19 protein-coding genes and 4 tRNA genes are annotated in these 21231 nt (G+C 39.1%); 1 reads left to right on the top strand and 22 read right to left on the bottom strand.

Annotated elements, in window-relative coordinates; all coding sequences use genetic code 11:
- Positions 1–3: 3 nt before the first annotated feature.
- The 20 genes from BN1082_RS11760 to BN1082_RS11665 all read right to left on the bottom strand — a co-directional run bounded on the left by BN1082_RS11760 (position 4) and on the right by BN1082_RS11665 (position 18462).
- A complete protein-coding gene (locus BN1082_RS11760; RefSeq protein WP_090634493.1) occupies positions 4–801 on the bottom strand; it encodes a two-component system regulatory protein YycI in 798 nt (265 codons plus the stop codon).
- On the bottom strand, positions 788–2110 hold the full coding sequence (locus BN1082_RS11755; protein ID WP_090634491.1) for a YycH family regulatory protein: 1323 nt from the start codon (positions 2108–2110) through the stop codon (positions 788–790). Before BN1082_RS11755 ends, BN1082_RS11760 begins: the two co-directional genes overlap by 14 nt.
- The gene (gene walK, locus BN1082_RS11750; RefSeq protein WP_090634488.1) at positions 2107–3933 is read right to left on the bottom strand and encodes a cell wall metabolism sensor histidine kinase WalK; all 1827 of its coding nucleotides are present in this window, start codon (positions 3931–3933) and stop codon (positions 2107–2109) included. Before walK ends, BN1082_RS11755 begins: the two co-directional genes overlap by 4 nt.
- Before the next feature lie 8 nt (positions 3934–3941).
- A complete protein-coding gene (gene yycF / locus BN1082_RS11745) occupies positions 3942–4655 on the bottom strand; it encodes a response regulator YycF (RefSeq protein WP_218055150.1) in 714 nt (237 codons plus the stop codon).
- A gap of 478 nt (positions 4656–5133) precedes the next feature.
- Positions 5134–6582, bottom strand: coding sequence for a peptidoglycan DD-metalloendopeptidase family protein (locus BN1082_RS11740; RefSeq protein ID WP_090634484.1), 1449 nt, complete (start codon positions 6580–6582; stop codon positions 5134–5136).
- A 401-nt stretch (positions 6583–6983) separates the two neighbouring features.
- Positions 6984–7056: transfer RNA gene (locus tag BN1082_RS11735), tRNA-Phe, on the bottom strand.
- Positions 7057–7105: 49 nt separating this feature from the next.
- Positions 7106–7182: transfer RNA gene (locus BN1082_RS11730), tRNA-Asp, on the bottom strand.
- Positions 7183–7192: 10 nt separating this feature from the next.
- A tRNA-Glu gene (locus BN1082_RS11725) sits at positions 7193–7264 on the bottom strand.
- Positions 7265–7276: 12 nt separating this feature from the next.
- Positions 7277–7352 (bottom strand) — tRNA-Lys (locus tag BN1082_RS11720).
- 447 nt (positions 7353–7799) lie between these two features.
- On the bottom strand, positions 7800–9092 hold the full coding sequence (locus tag BN1082_RS11715; protein ID WP_090634482.1) for an adenylosuccinate synthase: 1293 nt from the start codon (positions 9090–9092) through the stop codon (positions 7800–7802).
- Between the two features lie 179 nt (positions 9093–9271).
- Positions 9272–10636, bottom strand: coding sequence for a replicative DNA helicase (dnaB, locus tag BN1082_RS11710; RefSeq protein WP_090634479.1), 1365 nt, complete (start codon positions 10634–10636; stop codon positions 9272–9274).
- 162 nt (positions 10637–10798) lie between these two features.
- Entirely contained in the window at positions 10799–11248 is a 450-nt protein-coding gene (gene rplI, locus BN1082_RS11705) for a 50S ribosomal protein L9 (RefSeq protein ID WP_090634477.1), read from the bottom strand.
- Positions 11245–13218 (bottom strand): DHH family phosphoesterase, encoded by a 1974-nt coding sequence (locus BN1082_RS11700; protein ID WP_090634475.1) that lies wholly within the window; start codon positions 13216–13218, stop codon positions 11245–11247. The genes rplI and BN1082_RS11700 overlap by 4 nt, the downstream gene beginning before the upstream one ends.
- Positions 13219–13246: 28 nt before the next feature.
- On the bottom strand, positions 13247–14185 hold the full coding sequence (locus BN1082_RS11695) for a YybS family protein (protein ID WP_090634473.1): 939 nt from the start codon (positions 14183–14185) through the stop codon (positions 13247–13249).
- A 322-nt stretch (positions 14186–14507) separates the two neighbouring features.
- Complete coding sequence (gene rpsR, locus BN1082_RS11690) at positions 14508–14747, bottom strand: 30S ribosomal protein S18 (RefSeq protein ID WP_090634471.1); 240 nt, start codon at positions 14745–14747, stop codon at positions 14508–14510.
- 55 nt (positions 14748–14802) lie between these two features.
- The gene (gene ssb / locus BN1082_RS11685) at positions 14803–15324 is read right to left on the bottom strand and encodes a single-stranded DNA-binding protein (protein ID WP_090634469.1); all 522 of its coding nucleotides are present in this window, start codon (positions 15322–15324) and stop codon (positions 14803–14805) included.
- Between the two features lie 66 nt (positions 15325–15390).
- The gene (gene rpsF, locus BN1082_RS11680) at positions 15391–15678 is read right to left on the bottom strand and encodes a 30S ribosomal protein S6 (RefSeq protein ID WP_090634467.1); all 288 of its coding nucleotides are present in this window, start codon (positions 15676–15678) and stop codon (positions 15391–15393) included.
- 327 nt (positions 15679–16005) lie between these two features.
- Complete coding sequence (gene ychF / locus BN1082_RS11675) at positions 16006–17106, bottom strand: redox-regulated ATPase YchF (RefSeq protein ID WP_090634464.1); 1101 nt, start codon at positions 17104–17106, stop codon at positions 16006–16008.
- A gap of 302 nt (positions 17107–17408) precedes the next feature.
- Entirely contained in the window at positions 17409–17612 is a 204-nt protein-coding gene (locus tag BN1082_RS11670; protein WP_090634995.1) for a DUF951 domain-containing protein, read from the bottom strand.
- A gap of 13 nt (positions 17613–17625) precedes the next feature.
- A complete protein-coding gene (locus BN1082_RS11665; RefSeq protein ID WP_245640412.1) occupies positions 17626–18462 on the bottom strand; it encodes a mechanosensitive ion channel family protein in 837 nt (278 codons plus the stop codon).
- 214 nt (positions 18463–18676) lie between these two features.
- Between BN1082_RS11665 and yyaC the strand changes: the two genes are divergently transcribed.
- The gene (yyaC, locus tag BN1082_RS11660) at positions 18677–19300 is read left to right on the top strand and encodes a spore protease YyaC (RefSeq protein ID WP_090634459.1); all 624 of its coding nucleotides are present in this window, start codon (positions 18677–18679) and stop codon (positions 19298–19300) included.
- A 202-nt stretch (positions 19301–19502) separates the two neighbouring features.
- Here the strand turns inward: yyaC and BN1082_RS11655 are convergent, their stop codons facing one another.
- Positions 19503–20354 carry a ParB/RepB/Spo0J family partition protein gene (locus BN1082_RS11655; RefSeq protein WP_090634457.1) on the bottom strand — a complete coding sequence of 284 codons (852 nt, stop codon included), beginning with the start codon at positions 20352–20354 and terminating at the stop codon, positions 19503–19505.
- A complete protein-coding gene (locus tag BN1082_RS11650; RefSeq protein WP_090634455.1) occupies positions 20347–21108 on the bottom strand; it encodes a ParA family protein in 762 nt (253 codons plus the stop codon). Before BN1082_RS11650 ends, BN1082_RS11655 begins: the two co-directional genes overlap by 8 nt.
- Positions 21109–21231: the final 123 nt, after the last annotated feature.

Genomic DNA, 21231 nt, shown 5'->3' with positions numbered 1-21231 from the left:
TTTTCACTCCACTTTGCTTTTTCCATCGTTATCAAATTGAATAATCTGGCCCTCAAAGGCATTGACGAATAGATTTTCTTTATCATTTACGACAATGCGCCAAGTAGGGGCTAAAACTTGGGATGCCGTCAATTGAATGAGGGTCGAATAACCAAGCTCGATTTTCGTTATTTTGCTTTTTGGCTTCAGCAGACCTTTTTGATGCAAGGTTTCAAGTGCTTTTAAAGGGGACAGAATTTCTTCCTTTGCCGAAATTTTTTCGATTCCCTCTAGATATGTTTGCTGATAAGATACGATTTGATTGTCTTCGTTAAGGTTAAAAGTAATCATCCCGTTAATGTTTTTATACAATGGAATATTTTCAAAGGCTTCATAGTAAGTAATGGTGCCTTTTTTATCATTTTTCTCCCAAAAAAGATAATGGTCGCCATAAAGGACATTTTCCTTTAGAAAGGTGTTTAACTCAGATGGCTCAAACTTAGAGCCTACAGAAAGCGGCTTATCAAGTGTTACATTAAGCATTGTATTAGGATCCTTTAACGAGACGGTTTGACCCTTTAGCTTCGCTGTATCCCCTTTTGTAAAAACTTTCGGTTTTGCACTAATGTATTGTTCCTTGATCGGTGTCTTTGGCAACTCATCATACTGAATTTCATCCGCTTTTAGCTTATCTTCGAACGAGGCCTCCGTAATCAGCTCATATTTATTGGCATCACGGGCTTTCATAAATTGAAATAATAGATACACATCTAATATTAAAAACGTAATAATAAAAATGGTTTTAATCCTATTCCAATCCATGCTTCATGCCTCCTAGGTCATCCATCGTAATCTGCCCCCATGCTTTATCATAACGATAATACCAGGCAGGCTCTAAGAGGATTAGCCTTTGTTCCTCCGAATCCCTTTGCATGTGATAACCTAAAACCAATTGGTCAAGAAGCTCTGGTTTAAAATCTTTCTTGCTTTGTAAAAATTTTAACGCCTCGTGACCGGATGGAAGAGTCATCTTTTGTGTTTCTGACGTTAAAGGGAGCTCCAATGCAATATTTGGACGAACATATTTATTAATTTCATCCCTTCCCCACACCTCGGTCATTTCCGAAATGCCATCTTCGTTAAAGACCGGGTAACCTTCTATGCTGTATAAACGGAAGGTGACGGACTTGCTGACTTCATTATTCCCAACATAGCGATATGGATCGGTCCAGCCGCCGTGCTCGTTCACAAAGTCAATACTTCGCTTAACCAAATCGTATGAGGTATCAAAATAACTATTTTCCGCAGTAGGATTTACATATATAAGCATATTCGTATTATTATTTACCGTCATTTTACTAATTCCATTAGTAAACTCTTCACCTGACGGTATAAAGCTCTTTTGAACAAATCTCGGGTCACTGAAAAGGGCCTCTTTAAATTCATCGGCATTAAAAGTAACAGGTAAATACTTATATTCCATCATTTCCGTATTATTATCAGGTAAATAAATTACCTTCTTATCCGTTGTCTGGTAAGCAAAAAAATGTGGATAATGGGATGCGGTTTTATAAAATTTACTTGTAAAATCAGCTATATTGGATGCAGAAATATGGCTGATATATACTTGCTGATAATCGGAGGAAACAAAATAAACACTTCCTGTTTCCTTTTCAGAATTCTCCACATTGATAATGATTCGGCTGAAATTAAAAGCAGGAATTTTCTTATCCTGGAAAGTTAACACACTTCGATAGAGGTCGATCGGAATATCTGCAGGAAAAATTATCTCAACATTTCCACTTCCATGGACCAATTCCTTAATGTTTCCGACCTTATCTGAGTAATTTTTTACATCAGAAAAAGACCATGAACTCAATTCCTTGATCAGCCGATCCAGTTCATTCGCATTGTTCGTTCCATAATGCTCACCTTTAATATGGTATACAACTTGGTCGGGACGAACAATTTTTTTCACCTCTTGTTTTTCACTTAAGGAAACTTCCGCTACTGTATTGGTTTTATCTAAAGTTTCATAATGGGGCTGATACGTCCAAAGATTCCATGTTAAAAAAATACTGCCTAGCACTAATATTGTTAAAATGGCAGATTTAATACCTTCATAGCTCATGACCATTCATCCTCTTCAGCTACATCATACGGCAGGGTAAAAGAAATTTCAGTTCCTTTTCCTTCTTCACTTACTGCCCATATGGTACCTCCATGTGCATTTACCATTTCTTTTGCAATAGCTAAACCTAGACCGGTACCACCAAGTTTCCGGGATCTCGCTTTATCAACTCGATAAAAACGAGTAAAAATCTTTCCAATATTTTCTTTTGGAATTCCCATCCCTTCATCAGAAATACTGACAATAATATGGTCTTCCTGCTCTTTTATCGAGAAGGTGATTTGTCCTCCTTCAGGAGAGTATTTCATCGCATTTGAGATAATATTGTATAAAACTTGGGTTAATTTATCTGCGTCTATTTCGACAAAAATGGCCTGTTTCGGCAGTTCTCGTTTAAATGTCACATTTTGCTCTTTTGTCATTTCTAAGCGGTCAATAATCCTGTGGAAGAAGTCAACAAAATTCACCCATTCCTTTGTTAATATATAATCGGTGCTATCCATTTTCGATAGCTGAAGAAGATCATTAACAAGGCGAATCATTCTTTCGGTTTCTGTCCTTGTAACCTCTAAAAATTTCGGAGCAATTTCCGCGTCTTGCCAGGCACCTTCTGCTAATGCCTCTAGATAACTTCTCATCGATGTAAGAGGGGTACGGAGTTCATGGGAAACATTGGCGACAAACTCACGTCTTTCCTCATTTATTTTTTCCTGCTCAGTAATATCATGAAGGACAGCAATTAAACCATTTACGAAGCCTGTTTCTTTTTGAATAACAGAGAAATTGGCACGAAGAATAAAAGGTTCTGCCTTTGTACTATAATCCAATATCTTTGAATCCTTTTCCTCCAATAAATCTTCAAAAGAGTACGTATCATCCAGCCCTAATAAAGAGACGATTGGCTGAGAAAGAACTGTTTCACGTGAAACATTCAGCATTTCAGCAGCAGGCTCGTTAATTAATATCACACGCCCCTTTCGATCGGTGGCAATTACGCCATCGGTCATAAAGGAGAGGACTGAAGAGAGCTTTCTTCTTTCGCCTTCCGTCATGGCCTGCGCCTCTTGCAGTTTCTTCGTTAAATTATTAAAGGTGATGGCTAATGTGCCAATTTCATCATTGCCATAAACTTTTACCTTTCTAGAGAAATTGCCTTTAGCCATCTCTAATGCTTGTTTCTTCATATCTGCGATTGGCCTTGTTATCGTTTGGGCTAACAAAATACCCAGCACGGCTGTAATCGAAAGAGCAATGGCCGTACCCGTTGCAAAGATTCTATTAATGGTTTTCATTTGTTCAAAAACATTTTCTATTTTTGCAACAACATATATGGACCCTATCACTTTATTCCCTGACTTAATCGGGGTAGAGAGCACCCAAATTCGATGCCCTGTTTTCGGGTCAATTTTAATACTGCTTTGATCCTCTTCTAAAACAAGGGATTGTTTGACAAGGAGATCCGTTGTTCTTTGTCCAACCAACCCTTGATTATTGGGATCGGAAGTTCCTAATATTTTAAGCGTTTTGGCATCAATGACGCGAACCTCTGATATATCAACTGCCGAAAAATCTCTTAAGGTTTTTTTTATGTCTGCTTCAAGTGTGGTATCATCAGCTGTTCTAACCTTGTCCATTTCTTCCACAATATTATAGCCAAGTAAATTTACGCGTGCCTTTAAGGATGTTTGGAAGTTCGTTTTTAACGTTTGCTCGAGCTCCTTGACAAAGTACGCGCCAATAATTTGCATCGCTACTAAAATTAGTAGGACATAAATAATGACAAATTTAACATGTATCGATCGAAAGAAACTAAACTTTCTCATCAAAGCCATTACTCCTGTTCTGGGTTACGTAAGTAATAACCAACGCCTCTTCTCGTTACAATCCAGGTTGGATGGCTGGGGTTATCCTCAATTTTTTCCCGCAAACGTCTTACGGTCACATCAACCGTTCTCACATCGCCGTAATAATCGTAGCCCCAAACCGTTTGCAACAAGTGTTCTCTTGTCATTACTTGTCCAATATGCTGCGCCAAATAATAGAGTAATTCGAACTCGCGGTGTGTCAGTTCAATCGTTTCGCCGCGCTTTGAAACGACATAGGCATCTGGATGAATCACAAGAGAGCCAATTTCGATTTCATTCGATTCATTTTCCTCATCTGGCTGTGAGAGCACTTGCTGGTGACGGCGTAAATTTGCTTTTACCCGTGCGATTAATTCTCTCGTACTGAACGGTTTCGTTACATAATCATCTGCACCAAGCTCAAGGCCTAATACTTTATCAATTTCAGAGTCCTTAGCTGTCAGCATAATAATCGGCATTTCATATTTTTTCCGGACTTCGCGGCATACTTCCATTCCATCTCTTAATGGAAGCATGATATCTAAAAGGATGAGATCTGGCTGCAGGTCCTCAACCATTTTGAGAGCGTCATTGCCATCATAAGCGCAATACACATCATATCCTTCTTTTTTTAGGTTAAACTGTAAAATATCTGCAATTGGTTTTTCATCATCGACGACGAGAATTTTCTTTTCCATCAATATTGCTCCTTTTATTTAAAATAATCTATTAAGTATCATTAAGGTCATATCTACTCTATTTTACTTTACCATTTTATTAGCTTAAATTCACCTGTTACTAGTATTTGTTATCTTTGAATATTTATATTATAAGAAAAGCGGAAGGCCTTGGTCAGCCCCGCGAGGCTACAGACACTTCCAAAAAGAAGGCGCTTTTTGCCTTCGTTTTGGGAGTGGCTTATGACCCGAGGGGCTAGGAGCTGGACCTAGACAATAAGAAAAGCTCAATGCAAGGTATCGCTTTCGAAGCTTGCTCTTATGGAGCGGAGCCAGATCATTCTCAAATTTAGTATTTTATCTTTTTTATTTTTTGGCTCTGTTAAAATTGCCTGTTGATTTCCGCTCTAATCAACATAGTGGCAAAATCATCAATGAGCTTTTACATAGCCTTTAAAAAAACAAAAGCCTCTAGATACACTAGAGACTTTTTCTCATGCTCTTATCTTAAATAGTCAACTGGATTTTGTAGTGCCCCATTTTTCCAAATTTCAAAATGCAAATGGACTCCGGTCGCATCCCCTGTTGCTCCCATGATACCGATGGTTGTACCTACTGGAACAACCTGGCTGACTTGGACACCAATGGATGAAAGATGCCCATAAATGGTCTGAAAACCATTTTGGTGATCAATGACTACTTTATTCCCAAAAGCTCCTCCCCAGCCGGCAAAGACAACAATTCCATTGTCAGCCGCTTTGATGGTCAAGTCGCTCGGTCTTGCAATATCAATTCCTTTATGCATTTTCCCCCATCTATATCCTACTCCACTGGAGATATAGCCTCCGTTTGTAGGCCATACAAAGCTCCCTTCACCTCGTGATGGAATGGCCTTGGTTCCTTTAATAACCACATGATTAACCGGCTGCACTAGGATTTGTTCATTTGCTACTTCTTTATTGGTTGTTACGCCATTTTGATCAAAAATATGATAGGTGACAATTCTAGTTCCATTAATACCTGCTTGCTTTTCCTTTGTATCACCTTTTGGCATGGAGGAATCCTCGATAACTTCCTCTTTAAACGGAAGGTCTTCCTTTTGATACGATTCCTTCTCAATCATGACATGAAGCAACGGCTTTAGTGCTGTTATATTTACCTCTTGACCGATTTTTAAGACTGAATTTTCATCAAGTCCCGGATTTAATGCCTTTAGTTCAGACAACTTAAGCCCATTGTTGTTTGCGATGGACCCAAGAACATCACCTTGTTGGACCGCATATTTTTTTTCTTCTATTGTTCCCTTTTGTAAAAAGACAATGGCCTCTTCTTCTGACATGATTTTAACAGGAGTCGTTTTTTCATCATTAATCGAAACCTTTTCTGAAAAGCGAACATCTACTAGTCTTGTTTCATTTTCCTTCAAAGGAGGTAAAGCAGTATTTGGCGATACTTTTCTTGCATCGAGTTCATTTAACTGTTCTTCACTTACATATTTCAGCTTGAGCTTTTTCATCACATCGTTTGCAGTTTTTATACTATTCAAATAAACAACTGGTTTTCCATCGACCACAATTGCTGCAGGTGTAGTCTCCGTATTTTGCACGATGGCGTTGTCAATATTTTGTATTGCCTCTTGGTTATTTGCTGTTGAATGGAGATCTTGCTTTTCTATGTATTCAATAGTAGGATTTACGGTTATGTCAACATTCTTGTAGGATTTCTTAATGTTGTCAATTTGCGCAGCAATTTCCTTTTCTACAACATTTTTATCAGTAACTGTTCCAATATAGGTATGATTGAGATAAACGTTATACACTGTTGTTAATTTTGAGTTGTGTGCAAATGCCACTGGGCCAGTACTAAACACAATAACAGATGCAGCCAATGCTGTAGTAATAGCTGTTTTCAAAATTATTTCCATCTTTTTTGATAATCTAATAAAGAGCATTTGATCCTCCTAAAGATAGGAAATGATTCTCATAGACTAGTACATTCCAACTATTAGAGAATTTCCCATAATTACCGCAATTTTTACTTTAACATAGTTCCTCTTTTTAAAAACAATAATCGTTATAATGTAACAAAAATGTATAATAGCTGACATTTTTCTACTTTTTACGGGAATTTTTTAAGAGATTTTTCCTAGCCTAATTTTAATAGAATAGTCTCAAATCCTTATGAAATAAGAGTTTGGAGTAGTTCAATGGTATTAGATCCATTGTAACAATATGTGACAAGATTTTTTTGAAAATTGTATTTTTTTGGAGTAAATATTACAGATCGATAACAAATTCATAATACAAAATGTAAAAAAAGAAGCCTACGGATTGTAAGCTTCTTTTTTTGGGATGGCTCAGGACGGAATCGAACCGCCGACACAAGGATTTTCAGTCCTTTGCTCTACCGACTGAGCTACTGAGCCATTATTAAGTTTGGTTTTGTGAACTATCAAGCCAAGATTCTTATGTAAGTGGCGGTCTGGACGGGACTCGAACCCGCGACCTCCTGCGTGACAGGCAGGCATTCTAACCAACTGAACTACCAGACCAAAAATTTTATGACCCCTACGGGATTCGAACCCGTGTTACCGCCGTGAAAGGGCGGTGTCTTAACCGCTTGACCAAGGGGCCATTTATTAAAAATGGTGAGCCATGAAGGACTCGAACCTTCGACCCTCTGATTAAAAGTCAGATGCTCTACCAACTGAGCTAATGGCTCGACACTATATTAACGTTCACAAGAGCTAATAGCTCGTTTGTGACGACGCTTTTTATATTATCATAGATTATTAAAGTTAGGCAATACTTTTTTTCATTTTTTTTTAATTAGCTAGATATGTTTTGAAAAAGTAGTAAATTTCCTTACTCAATAGCGCTAACTAACGACAAAAACAGGGGAAAAATTTACTTGACCGAAATCATGTACTTTTCCCGAAATCGGGCAGGTAAACAGTTTTCGTGACTGTAATCTTGCTTTTTTGACCAAACCGGTCACGTAAATTTGTTTTCGTGACCGTATTCTTGCTTTTCTGACCAAACCGGGCACGTATACTAGTTTTCGTGACCGTATTCTTGCTTTATTAACTAGACCGGGCAGGTAAAAGACATTGTTTAACAAAACAAAAATGTAGAAGCTCTCTTTTCAGAGAGCTTCTTGTATAATCCCTTAAACTTGTCTCCAAGGGCTGCGAACCACATTTGTTTGGTTACGGTCTGGACCTACTGAGAACGTAGTTAGAGGTACTCCTGTTAGCTGTGTGACTCGTTCTACATAATGGCGGGCATTGGCAGGCAATTCATCTAATGTTTTACAACCGGTGATGTCTTCTGTCCAGCCTGGCAGTTCTTCATAAACAGGTTCACACTCTGATAGAACCTTTAGACTAGCTGGATATTCTGTAATGATTTCATCTTTATATCGATACGCTGTACAAATTTTCAATGTTTCGATACCGGTTAATACATCAATGGAATTGAGGGATAGATCAGTTAAGCCGCTGACACGACGAGCATGGCGGACGACGACGCTGTCAAACCAGCCAACCCGGCGCGGGCGCCCTGTTGTTGTACCATATTCACGTCCCACTTCACGGATGCGGTTTCCAATTTCATTAATTAATTCAGTTGGAAACGGTCCATCGCCAACACGAGAGGTATAGGCTTTACAAACCCCAACTGCATGGGTAATTTTTGAAGGACCCACTCCTGAACCAATGGTTACACCGCCGGCAACTGGATTAGAAGAGGTAACAAATGGGTAAGTACCTTGGTCAATATCAAGCATAACCCCCTGAGCCCCTTCAAATAAAACCCGCTTTCCTTCATCTAAAGCATCATTCAACACTACGGATGTATCGCAAACATATTGTTTAACTTGTTGTCCATATTCATAGTACTCATCAAGAATATCTTCTTTTTTGAAGCCGGTCGTTTCATAAATACGTTCGAACAAGCGATTTTTTTCAGCAAGATTGCGCTCGAGTTTTTCTTCAAACACATCGCGCTCTAGTAGGTCAGCCATTCTGATTCCAACACGAGCAGCTTTATCCATATATGCTGGGCCGATCCCTTTTTTAGTTGTACCAATTTTATTAGCACCCTTACTCTCTTCCTCTACTTCATCAAGTTTTAGATGGTATGGAAGAATAACATGGGCGCGGTTGCTGATGCGTAGATTATCGGTTGTAATCCCTTTTTCGTGCAAATAGGCAAGCTCCGCAACGAGTGCCTTTGGATCAACAACCATTCCGTTTCCAATGACACAGATTTTTTCTTTATAAAAGATTCCTGATGGAATTAGGTGCAATTTGTAGGTTTCTCCATCAAAACGAATGGTGTGGCCTGCATTATTGCCTCCTTGATAACGTGCAATTGCTTCGGCATTTTCTGAAAGAAAATCCGTAATTTTTCCCTTGCCTTCGTCTCCCCACTGCGTACCAACAACCACAACTGATGACATTTAAGGCACCTCCAAAATTTTATGCTTTTCATTAAATCCATAAACAGTTTAACAATTCCTTGGGTGAAAAGTCAATTAAACACGAACATTTTTTTAATTATAGTTTTCTATGTTCGTAAAATATTAAAATATGATTAAAAAAAACTAGCCTATTCGAAAAGGCTAGCTTTCACCACTATTTACGCTCCTGAAGGAATGGCAGAATCATCAAAGCGTTTCTCTAAGTTTACGAATTTATTATATTCCTTTACAAAGGCTAGTTGCACGGTCCCGGTTGGACCATTACGCTGTTTGGCAATAATAATTTCAATGATATTCTTATTTTCGGATTCCTTGTCATAGTAATCATCACGGTATAAAAAGGCAACAATATCTGCATCCTGCTCAATACTCCCTGATTCACGAATATCAGACATCATCGGACGCTTATCCTGGCGTTGCTCTACACCACGCGAAAGCTGGGAAAGAGCGATCACCGGAACCTGTAGCTCACGAGCTAATTGCTTTAACGATCTGGAAATTTCCGATACTTCCTGCTGGCGGTTTTCACCGGATCTGCCACTACCAAGAATGAGTTGCAGGTAATCAATCAAGATCATTCCAAGACCATGTTCTTGCTTTAAACGACGACACTTTGAACGGATATCACTAATTCTAACTCCCGGAGTGTCATCAATAAAAATTCCTGAACTTGCAAGGCTGCCCATTGCCATCGTTAATTTTCCCCAATCCTCATCGGTAAGGGAACCAGTACGAAGCCGTTGCGCATCAATATTTCCTTCCGCACAGAGCATCCGCATCACCAGCTGCTCTGCCCCCATCTCAAGACTGAAAATGGCAACATTTTCACCCGTTTTTGTGGCAACATTTTGGGCAATATTTAAAGCAAAGGCTGTTTTCCCCACTGAAGGGCGGGCCCCAACTATAATCAAATCATTGCGCTGAAAGCCCGCTGTCATCCGATCCAACTCAGCAAAGCCCGTGGCGATCCCCGTGATATCACCAACCCGATTATGCATCAACTCAATATTATCGTAAGTACGAACAAGAACATCCTTAATATTATGAAAAGCTCCCGCATTTTTCCGTTGTGCTACCTCGAGGATTTTCTTTTCAGCTTCACTTAAGAGAGAATCGACTTCATCCTCACGAGCATACCCATCAGTGGCAATCGTAGTGGCCGTTCGAATTAACCGCCTAAGCAATGACTTTTCTTCTACGATTTTCGCATAATACTCAATATTTGCCGCCGTTGGGACCGATCCGGCAAGTTCGCTTAAATAACTGACACCGCCGGAATCCTCTAATAGCTTAGCAGCAGCCAGTTCCTCCGTCACGGTGATAAGGTCAACCGCTTTGCCAAGATCATTTAATTTTAACATGACATTAAAAATCTTCTGGTGGGAAGCACGGTAAAAGTCTTCAGGTATTAAGATTTCTGTCGCCAATGTTAAAGAAGACGGCTCTAGGAAAATCGCACCTAGAACAGCCTGTTCCGCTTCAATATTTTGCGGTGGCAGACGGTCTGCAAATAAATCACTCATTTATTAAAACCTCCAATCTAAGAGGGTTATATAATCATAGGTTTATTTCGACTTCGAAAATTGTCGGTCTCCATAAAGAAGAAAAGTGACCAGTAATAACCGATCACATCATGCATACCTGTATATTTTATCATGTTTATCTCGAAATTCGAACTGGGAAATTTAGTTTCCTTCTTTTACATGAACATTTAGTGTTGCCACAACATCATGGTAAAGCTTCACAGGAACCTTAGTCACCCCAAGAGTACGGATGGCATCAGCTAATTCCATTTTTCGTTTGTCTATTTTAATACCGTGTTTCTTTTGCAGTTCTTCAGCCACTTGCTTTGTTGTAATCGAACCAAATATGCGGCCGCCTTCACCGGATTTTGCCGTTAGCTCAACCGTAATTTTATCCAGTACCTCTTTTAATTTTTTCGCCTCAGCCAGCTCTTCTGCTGCTTCTTTTTCTTGTTTCTTTTTTTGGGCATCCAATGTGCTGACATTGGCATTTGATGCTTCCACCGCTAGTCCTTGCTTAATCAAAAAATTATGTGCATACCCGTCAGCAACATTTTTGATTTCACCTTTTTTCCCTTTTCCTTTTACATCCTTTAAAAAGATTACTTTCATTCTTTTTTCACTCCTTCAAAATACTCATCAATTGCTTTCATTAATTGAGCTTCCGTTTCTTCTAATGTCAGTCCTGTAAGCTGGGTTGCAGCATTTGTCAGATGGCCTCCGCCCTGCAGGCTTTCCATTATCAACTGGACATTAATGCTACCCAATGATCTTGCACTAATGCCAATGACACTCTCGCTCCTTTTGGAAATAACGAACGAAGCAATGATACCATCCATTGTCAGCAATGTATCTGCTGCTTGAGCAATAATGACTTGATCATTAAGCTGGTCTTCCGTTCCCATTGCAATGGCAATCCCGGCCCGATAAAGGGAAACCGATTCGATGAGCTTAGATCTTCTAATATAGGTCTCCACATCTTCTCTTAAAAGCTTTTGAACGAGAACGGTATCTGCACCTTGGCCCCTTAAATAGGAGGCTGCATCAAATGTACGGAAACCTGTTCGTAATGTAAAGCTTTTCGTATCGACAATAATGCCTGCTAATAAAGCAGTTGCTTCAATCATTTCAATCTTTCCATTTTTCGGCTGATACTCAAGAAACTCTGTAACAAGCTCGGCGGTCGAAGAGGCATAAGGCTCCATATAAACAAGTAACGGATTTTTGATAAACTCATCACCGCGGCGGTGATGATCAATCACAACCACATTATCAATTTTACTTAGAAGCCTCTCTTCCATCACGAGCGATGGTCTATGTGTATCAACAATTACCAGCAAGGTTTTATCTGTTGCCATTTCCAGCGCCTCTTCAGGCGAAATAAAGTGGGAAAATAATTTCTCTTTTTGACGGATTTCATCCATCAACCTGCCAACGCCGATATCGATTTCATTAAAGTTCAGGACGATGTAGGCGTCTTTTTGATTCATTTCAGCTACTTTATAAATACCAATGGAGGAGCCGATTGAATCCATATCAGGATTCTTATGCCCCATGACGATGACTTTGTCACTGGCAGTAATGAGATCCTTCAATGCATGGGAAATAACCCGTGCTCTGACCCTAGTCCGTTTTTCAATGGGATTCGTCTTACCACCGAAGAATTTTACCTTGCCATTTGGCAGCTTGATCGCTACTTGATCTCCACCGCGTCCTAATGCCAAGTCAAGGCTTGATTGGGCCAGACTGCCTAATTCCGGTAATGATGAAACACCTGTCCCAATTCCAATACTTAGGGTGAAGGAAACGTTTTTTACGGAAGCAATTTCCCTTATTTCATCAAGTATGGTGAATTTTCTCTTTTCAAGAGAAAGGAGAATTTCTTCATTAAAAACGGCAATATAACGATCGGAAGAAGTTCTTTTTATAAAAATACCATTTTCATTTGCCCACTTATTCAAAGTGGATGTCATTAAATTATTGATGCTGCCCCTCATTTGGTCATCCATACCTTGGGTCAGTTCATCATAATTATCTAAAAAGATAATTGCAATAACCGTTTGCTCATTCCGATACAGTTCTTCAATTTCTACTTGTTCTGTTACATCAAAGAAATAAAGCAGTCGTTCTTCCCATTTATGAATCACACGAAATTTGCGGGTCTTTAGGGTAATCATTTCCGTTTCTACTTCTTGTTTGATAAGGGGAACTAGAACATCTGCCACATCAAATAAGGATTTGCCGATAAGAGTTTCCTCATCAAAATAGGAAGAAAGAAAAGGATTTGTCCATTCGATAAAGTATGCATCATTGATTAACATAATCCCAATGGGCATCTCCATTAAGGCTTCTTCGCCCACCCTTTTCACACGATAGGAAAGGTTAGAAATATACTCCTCCATTTCCTTTCGTTGATTATGCTCAATGACAATCATATAGTAGACTGGCACAATCATTAACAAAAATCCCGCTAAGCTCAATATCCAATTAAATAGAAGCAGAACAATAAGCAGCAACAATGTTACACCTATTAACCCGTAAAAAGGGTAACGAATTGACCGCTTTTCTAAAAATGCAGGCAAAGTTTTTTCAGCTCCTAAAACCGTATAGTCACTTTTCGAAACGCTTTCTTAAATCAAAACCTAAATCCATTATACCTAATATCCCAACAATATAAAGCATAATTGGTATGATGAATGAGATTATAGCTATTAGAATAGAGACGGATTTCGATATCCCCTTCTGATGAAAAACAAAAAACATAAAGGAATATCCTTGAAATATCATTAGGAAAAATATAATAAAAGTAAGGTTTAATATAGCCATTTGCCAAAAGGATCCGGCACTTGGGTGCACAAACAAACTAATAGACATTATCACCAAAAAATACCACAACATGCTTTTGGGTAAGATTATTTCTCTAAATGGTTTAAAATTTTCAACTTTAATTCCAAATTTTTTTAAAATCGGAAAAGAAATTGCTTGAGTAACTAGTACCATAAAAGCCGAAGAAAAGACAAACATTGAAGGAATAAGGGTTTTCATTAAACTTAATGACTGATTAAATTGGTCGGCTACTTTTTTAGCTTCTGCCCCCTGGCCCATGTTGTTCAACATATCAGTAGAAGATTTTATCGAATCACGCAATAGGTTAATCGATTGCTGCATAATATCTTGATTAAAAAAGATAATACTCACACCATACATAATGATGGAATTAGCCAAAAAGACAAAGAAACCTGAGACACAAATCGCTAGTTTGCTTTTTTTTCGATTAATTTGCACCCCCATTACAGCGCCAGTCGTACTCGAAGCAAGGGTAAGTGGCAGGGAGAGAATGGAGCCAAAAACTAATGATAATAGCAGGGAGGATACAACAAAAACTATTGTACTTTTCCAATCATTTTTTGCAGCAAACAGCATAAATGGCAGTGGTAAAAACAAGCTTGCCACCAAACCAAATACAGGAACATAAAATGTTATTAATAAAATAACAGCAAAGACAGCTAAGAGGATGGCACCTTCTGTTATTCTGCGTGTATTCTTCACTTTTTCACCTCAATCTTATGTAAGCCTATCCCTTAATTTTAACTATTTAGACTTTACCATTCAACATAGAAAAGCGTAAGCGCCTTCGGAACAAGCACAGCTTGTTCCTGCGAAGGTTATTCAAGGAAGATTTCCTTTATGCTCAGGGGCGACAGGCATAAGGCAAGCCGGCTTGAAGGTTGGTTTGTAACCTCATGACGGATTGGCTTATGACCCCGAGCCCCTAGGCGCTGAAGCTAGACAATTCTCGAAGTCAAATTTTATACTTTCTTATCCTATAAAAAAAGCAGCAAGGACCACCCTCACTGCTTTTTACGCTTTATTATTCACCTGCTACGAATGGTAATAATGCCATTTGACGAGCACGTTTGATTGCAACTGTTAATTTACGTTGATATTTAGCGCTAGTTCCAGTTACACGGCGTGGTAAAATTTTTCCACGTTCAGAGATGAATTTTTTAAGTAAATCTACATCTTTATAGTCGATGCGAGTGATGCCGTTAGCTGTGAAATAACACACTTTACGGCGTTTCGCACGTCCGCCTTTGCGTCCTGCTGCCATGGAATTTCCCTCCTTCATTATTATTTATTAGTGATCCGTTCAATATAAGGTTTGATTAGAATGGTAAGTCATCATCAGAAATGTCAATTTGACCATTCCCGGCAAATGGATCATCATCCACTCGCGTAAAACCTTTATTGTTGTTTTGGTTTTGGTTTTGATAAGGACGTTGATTCTGATTGCTGTTTCCATAAGGATTACCCTGTGGTTCCCTTGGAGGAGCTCCGTACATATCGTTGTCACTTCTCCCGCCAGCCCCTTTAGGCTCAAGAAATTGAACACTATCTGCCACAACCTCTGTGACATACACACGTTTACCATCTTGTCCTTCATAGCTGCGAGTTTGAATTCGGCCATCCACGCCTGCTAAGCTGCCCTTTTTCAAGAAGTTTGCAACATTCTCAGCAGGACGACGCCAAATAACGCAGTTAATAAAATCTGCTTCTTTTTCGCCTTGCTGATTGGAAAATGTGCGGTTTACTGCAAGTGTAAAGGTAGCAACAGGGACCCCGTTTGGTGTATAACGCAAATCGGGATCTTTGGTTAAACGACCGACAAGCACAACACGATTTAACATCAGAATCAACTCCTTTTCTTTCTGAGAAATGTTTCATGTGAAACATTTCCGCTGAATAAATCTATTTTACGCTTCTTCTTTAATTACGATATGGCGAATGATATCTTCGCTGATTTTTGCAAGACGAGAGAACTCTTGTACTGCAGCAGCCGAAGATGTCGTTTTAGCGATTTGGTAGTATCCATCACGGAAATCATTGATTTCGTAAGCAAGACGGCGTTTACCCCAATCTTTTACTTCAGCAGTTTCCGCGCCATTTTCAAGAAGGATGTTATTAAAACGCTCAACTAGCGCTTTTTTCGCTTCCTCTTCAATGCTTGGGCGGATGATGTACATGATTTCGTACTTATTCATCACAGTCACCTCCTTTTGGTCTAAGCGGCCCTATTAACGGGCAAGGAGCAATTATTCATTACTCACAAGTTCAAATTATAGCATAGAAATGGAAGAAAGGCAATAACAAGAAAAGCTCTGGCGCCTAAGCGCTAGAGCTTCTCGTTTGTCCAGCTGCAGCGCCTAGCCCCTCGAGGTCATAAGCCACTTCCGCTTTTCTAATTGTCTAGCTGCAGCGCTTAGGGGCTCGGGGTCATAAGCCAATCCGTCATGAAGGTTAAAAACCAACCTTCAAGTCGGCTCGTCTTATGCCTGTCGCCCCTGAGCAAGGCGCTTCCGCTTTTCGTTTTAAACATTAAATCGGAAATGAATAACATCTCCATCTTGAACTATATATTCTTTTCCTTCTAAGCGGACTTTCCCAGCTTCCTTTGCAGCGTTATAGCTGCCACCTGCAAGTAAATCCTCATAGGAAACAGTTTCTGCACGAATGAATCCTCGCTCAAAGTCTGAGTGAATAATTCCCGCACATTGTGGTGCTTTCATTCCTTTTTTAAATGTCCAAGCACGAACTTCTTGAACACCTGCTGTAAAGTAGGTAGCTAGTCCAAGCAAGCTATAGGCAGCTTTGATTAATTGGTCTAGCCCTGATTCTTGGATTCCGAGCTCGGATAAGAACATCTCTTTTTCTTCCCCTTCAAGCTCAGCAATTTCTTCTTCAATTTTTGCACAAATCACAATTACTTCAGCATGTTCAAGCTTAGCAAATTCACGAACCTTTTGGACGTATTCGTTATTAGAAGGGTCAGCAACTTCTTCTTCACTTACATTCGCTACATAGAGGACAGGTTTCGTCGTTAAAAGATGGAGCTGTTTCGCAATTTTCATTTGCTCTTCTGTAAATTCAACCGAACGAGCAGGCTTTTCCGCCTCAAAGGCTTCTCGTAGCATTGAAAGAACTTCAAATTCAGCTGCAGCCTCTTTATCCTTTTGTTTCGCTAATTTCTCTACTCGGCCAATCCGTTTTTCAACTGATTCCATGTCAGCAAGGATTAACTCTAGGTTGATCGTTTCAATATCAGAAATAGGATCGACTTTACCTGAAACATGGGTAATATTTTCATCAGCAAAGCAACGTACCACATGACAAATTGCATCGACCTGACGAATATGGGATAGGAATTTGTTTCCTAAGCCTTCCCCTTTGCTTGCGCCCTTTACAATCCCAGCGATATCAGTAAATTCAAATGCTGTTGGTACTGTTTTTTTGGGCTGCACGAGCTCTGTTAACTTTTGTAGACGGTGATCTGGTACTTCTACAATTCCAACATTCGGATCAATCGTACAGAACGGGTAATTAGCTGATTCAGCCCCTGCCTGTGTGATCGCATTAAACAAGGTAGACTTCCCGACATTCGGTAAGCCAACAATCCCAGCTGTTAAAGCCATTCACTTCCACTCCTCTAAAAAATAATCTATGAATAAAAATAGTTCTAATTGATATGGTCAGCATCTTTACAATTATAGGCATTGGTAAGCAAAAAGACAAGATAAAGTAAAGGGTAAGAGCTGACTTTGATTTCTCTTTTTGAACAATTTGCTGTTTATTGAATGTTTTTACCCAAACAACGACAAACTGCCACCTATAGGGCGACAGTTAGTTAATTTTCTCAGATTTTCAAGCACGTCATATAACGTGCTGCCGAGGCACAACTATAGTCCGCAGCTATCATTTCCATATTGATGAAAGTCTAGTCTTCTGCCTTCACAAGGATTTTTTTCATTTTTCTTGAAAATTCCCTCCGTGGAATCATGACGCTATGTCCGCAGCCTTCGCACTTAATCCGAATATCCATTCCCATACGGATTATTTTCCAGCGATTCGTTCCACATGGATGCTGTTTTTTCATTTCTACCACATCATTTAAGTGAAATTCCTTTTCTTCCATAAAAATGCCCCCTAAAACTTTATTTTGGTTGATCCCCTTGCGAGTACGCAACAAGTTTTGGATATGGAACTTTGATTCCATGCTGGTCTAAAACAAGTTTGACTTCTTTACGAATCAATCTGGCAGCACTGGCTTGTTTCATCGGCAGCGTTTCTGCGATAATTCTATATACAATCTCAGTAGGACTCATCGTTTGGATTCCTAAAAGCTCAGGTGTTTTCGTTAAATCTTCATTTTGAGCCGGCATTTTTATCAAGAGCTCATCTATAACTCTTTCGGCTTTTTCAAGATCTTCCCCATAGGCAATGCCTATATCGACAACTGCTAAACTGTTATTTAAAGAGAAATTGGTGACTTGAGTAATACTTCCATTAGGTAAAATATGGACTTCCCCTGTCCAGCTTTTTATCTTTGTTGTTCTTAAGCCGATGGTTTCGACATTTCCTTCAAATTGTCCAATTCGTATATGGTCACCAACTGAAAATTGGTCTTCAAAAATAATAAAAAATCCTGTAATAATATCTTTCACTAAATTTTGTGCCCCAAAACCTACAGCCAATCCAACAATTCCTGCTCCCGCTATCAATGCTTGTACATTAATTCCAAAAACAGAAAGAATCATCATTAACGCAATAAAATAAACGACATAGGATAGAATATTATCAAGAAGCTTTGAGAGGGTCTCCTCCCTCCGTTCCGAAGTATTTAAAGGAGAAAGATTCCTAATTTTAAAAATGTTGTGAATTGCTATTTTTCCAAACCGGATAACAAGATTGGCGACAAATAAAATGAGAATAATTTTTATAACTGCTACGCCTAAATTTACCCATGTTCCTTCATTTTGCAGTGTATCCATAGTTTGCTTAAACCAATTTTCCGTAAAACTGATCTGTTTTTCCGTAGAACTCATCATTACACCTTCCAATCTAGCAAATAATCATATCTATTTTAACAATTTTTTTCTTGGCTTTACAGTATTGAAATTTACCTTTTTCTCACTCTCTATGTATAGATTGCCTGAATTTTCCGTATAATAGTAAGACTTATCTTTTATTTAAGGAGTGGACTTCATGAACCTGAAGGCGGGATTTTTCGATAGAAGGGAGAAGGCAAGAGTATTTCATTATGATACTCAAGCAGCTGATTCCCTTGCGCAAACATTGCTTTCATATTTACCTAGAATGGATGGCCGCCCGATCGTTTTTGTTTGTATTGGTACGGACCGCTCCACAGGGGATTCTTTAGGACCGCTGGTTGGGACATTGTTAGAGGAAAAGAATCTTCCTTCTTTTTATGTGTACGGTACATTAGAGGAGCCTGTTCATGCTGTTAATCTAAATGAAAGACTTAACGAAATCCACATGAAACATCTTAATCCTTATATTATAGGGATTGATGCCTGCTTAGGAAGAATGAAAAATGTAGGGATGATTCAACTTAACGACGGACCTGTCAAGCCAGGTGCCGGGGTAAACAAGGATCTTCCATCAGTGGGTAATATACATATTACCGGGATTGTAAATGTCAGTGGTTTTATGGAATTTTTTGTATTACAAAACACTCGCTTGCATCTCGTAATGAATATGGCAAAAACGATTGCGAACGGAATTTATCTGGCAAGCCTTGCATATCCCAAGAAAACCTGGGCAGATTTTACAAGGTCGGAGGAAACAAGAAAAGCGGAAACGCCTTGAACAGGGGTGACAGGCATAAGACGAGCCGGTGTCAAGGTTGCTTTTTAACCTTCAGGACGGATTGGCTGTAGACCTAAGAGCCCCTAGGCGCTGAAGCTAGACCATTCTCGAAGTCAAATTTTATACTTTCTTAGACTAAAACAAAAACAATCGGTGAATAAACAACCGATTGTTTCTATATTTCTATACTAAAAAAAATGGTCTAATAGGAATCGTTTTGATCAAGCATTTCTAAAATTCGTTCTAAGTCTTCCTTGGAGAAAAACTCAATTTCAATTTTCCCTTTATTTTTTGACTGTTTAATATTTACAGCTGTTCCAAATCTTTCGCGAAGGGAATGCTCACGTTCTTGAATAAATACATCCCGCTTTTCCGGCTTTTTTGTTTCACGTGGAACATTTTCGTTTATCTGCTGAATGAGTTTTTCAAGCTGACGGACATTTAATGATTCCTTTATAATCTTATCAACAATCTGCGGAAGATTGGCTTTTTTACGTAACCCTAGTAATGCACGGCCGTGCCCCATTGAAATTTTCCCTTTTGAAATCAACTCTTGGATATTTGCAGGAAGAGAAAGGAGGCGGACATGGTTTGCAATATGTGGTCTGCTTTTTCCTAAACGTTTAGCCACTTCTTCTTGTGTAAGCTTTAATTTTTCCATTAACGTTTGATAGGCAAGTGCCTCTTCAATCGAATTCAAGTCTTCTCTTTGCAGGTTTTCTAGGACAGCTAATTCCATCATCTGCTGTTCAGTCAGTTCCCGGACTACTGCAGGAACACTTTCAAGCTTCGCTTCCATAGCAGCCCTAAAACGCCTTTCGCCAACTACAATTTCAAATCCCTTAATACTTTTTCTCACAACAAGAGGCTGTAGAATTCCATGCTCCAATATTGAAGCCTTTAATTCATCGATTGCTTCTTGTTCAAAATTTTTTCGCGGTTGGTAGGGGTTAGGACGCAAATCCTTTAGCTTAATTTCTTGGATTGTCTCTTCAGTGCCAACTTCCGGGTTCATAAAAAATGCATCAAGCCCTTTTCCTAAACGCTTAGCCATTCGAGACCACTTCCTTTGCTAAATCTAAATATACTTCTGCCCCGCGTGATTTAGAATCGTAATTAATAATAGGTTCCCCATGGCTCGGAGCTTCACTTAGACGAATATTCCGTGGAATAATAGTTTTATAGACTTTGTCATGAAAGTATTTTTTTACTTCTTCAATAACTTGCAACCCAAGATTCGTTCGAGCATCCAGCATTGTTAACAATACACCTTCAATTTTTAAATCTTGGTTTAGATGCTTTTGAACGAGCCTTACTGTATTTAATAATTGAGTTAATCCCTCTAATGCATAATACTCACATTGCACTGGAATTACCACTGAATCGGAGGCAGTTAAGGCATTGAGGGTTAGTAGGCCTAATGATGGTGGGCAATCGATAATAATAAAATCGAACTGATCCTTCACTTCTTCTAATGCCCGTTTTAAACGAACCTCCCTAGAAATCGTAGGAACAAGCTCAATTTCTGCCCCGGCCAGTTGAATCGTTGCAGGTATGGCATATAAATTTTCCACCGATGTCGGTTTAATTACTTCCTTTGCTTCGACATCATCTACTAACACGTCATATATACATTGTGCTACTTCTGCCTTTTCAATTCCAACCCCGCTTGTAGCATTTCCTTGCGGGTCAATGTCTACTAATAAGACCCTTTTCCCTATGTATGCTAAGCAGGCGCCAAGGTTGACAGAAGTAGTAGTTTTGCCGACTCCGCCCTTTTGATTCGCGATAGTAATGATTTTCCCCATGATGTCACCTACCTTCTTATTTAAATTATATTCTCATCATCTATTAAACTTACATATCAATAGTAATTATATGGCAACTATCAGAACTGAAACAAGTAAAGATAATTGCCATGCTATCTATTT

Origin of the sequence: Neobacillus massiliamazoniensis (assembly GCF_001048695.1) — a bacterium.
GTDB classification, from domain to species: Bacteria; Bacillota; Bacilli; order Bacillales; family Cytobacillaceae; genus Neobacillus; species Neobacillus massiliamazoniensis.
This window is presented reverse-complemented; position numbering and strand designations above follow the sequence as displayed.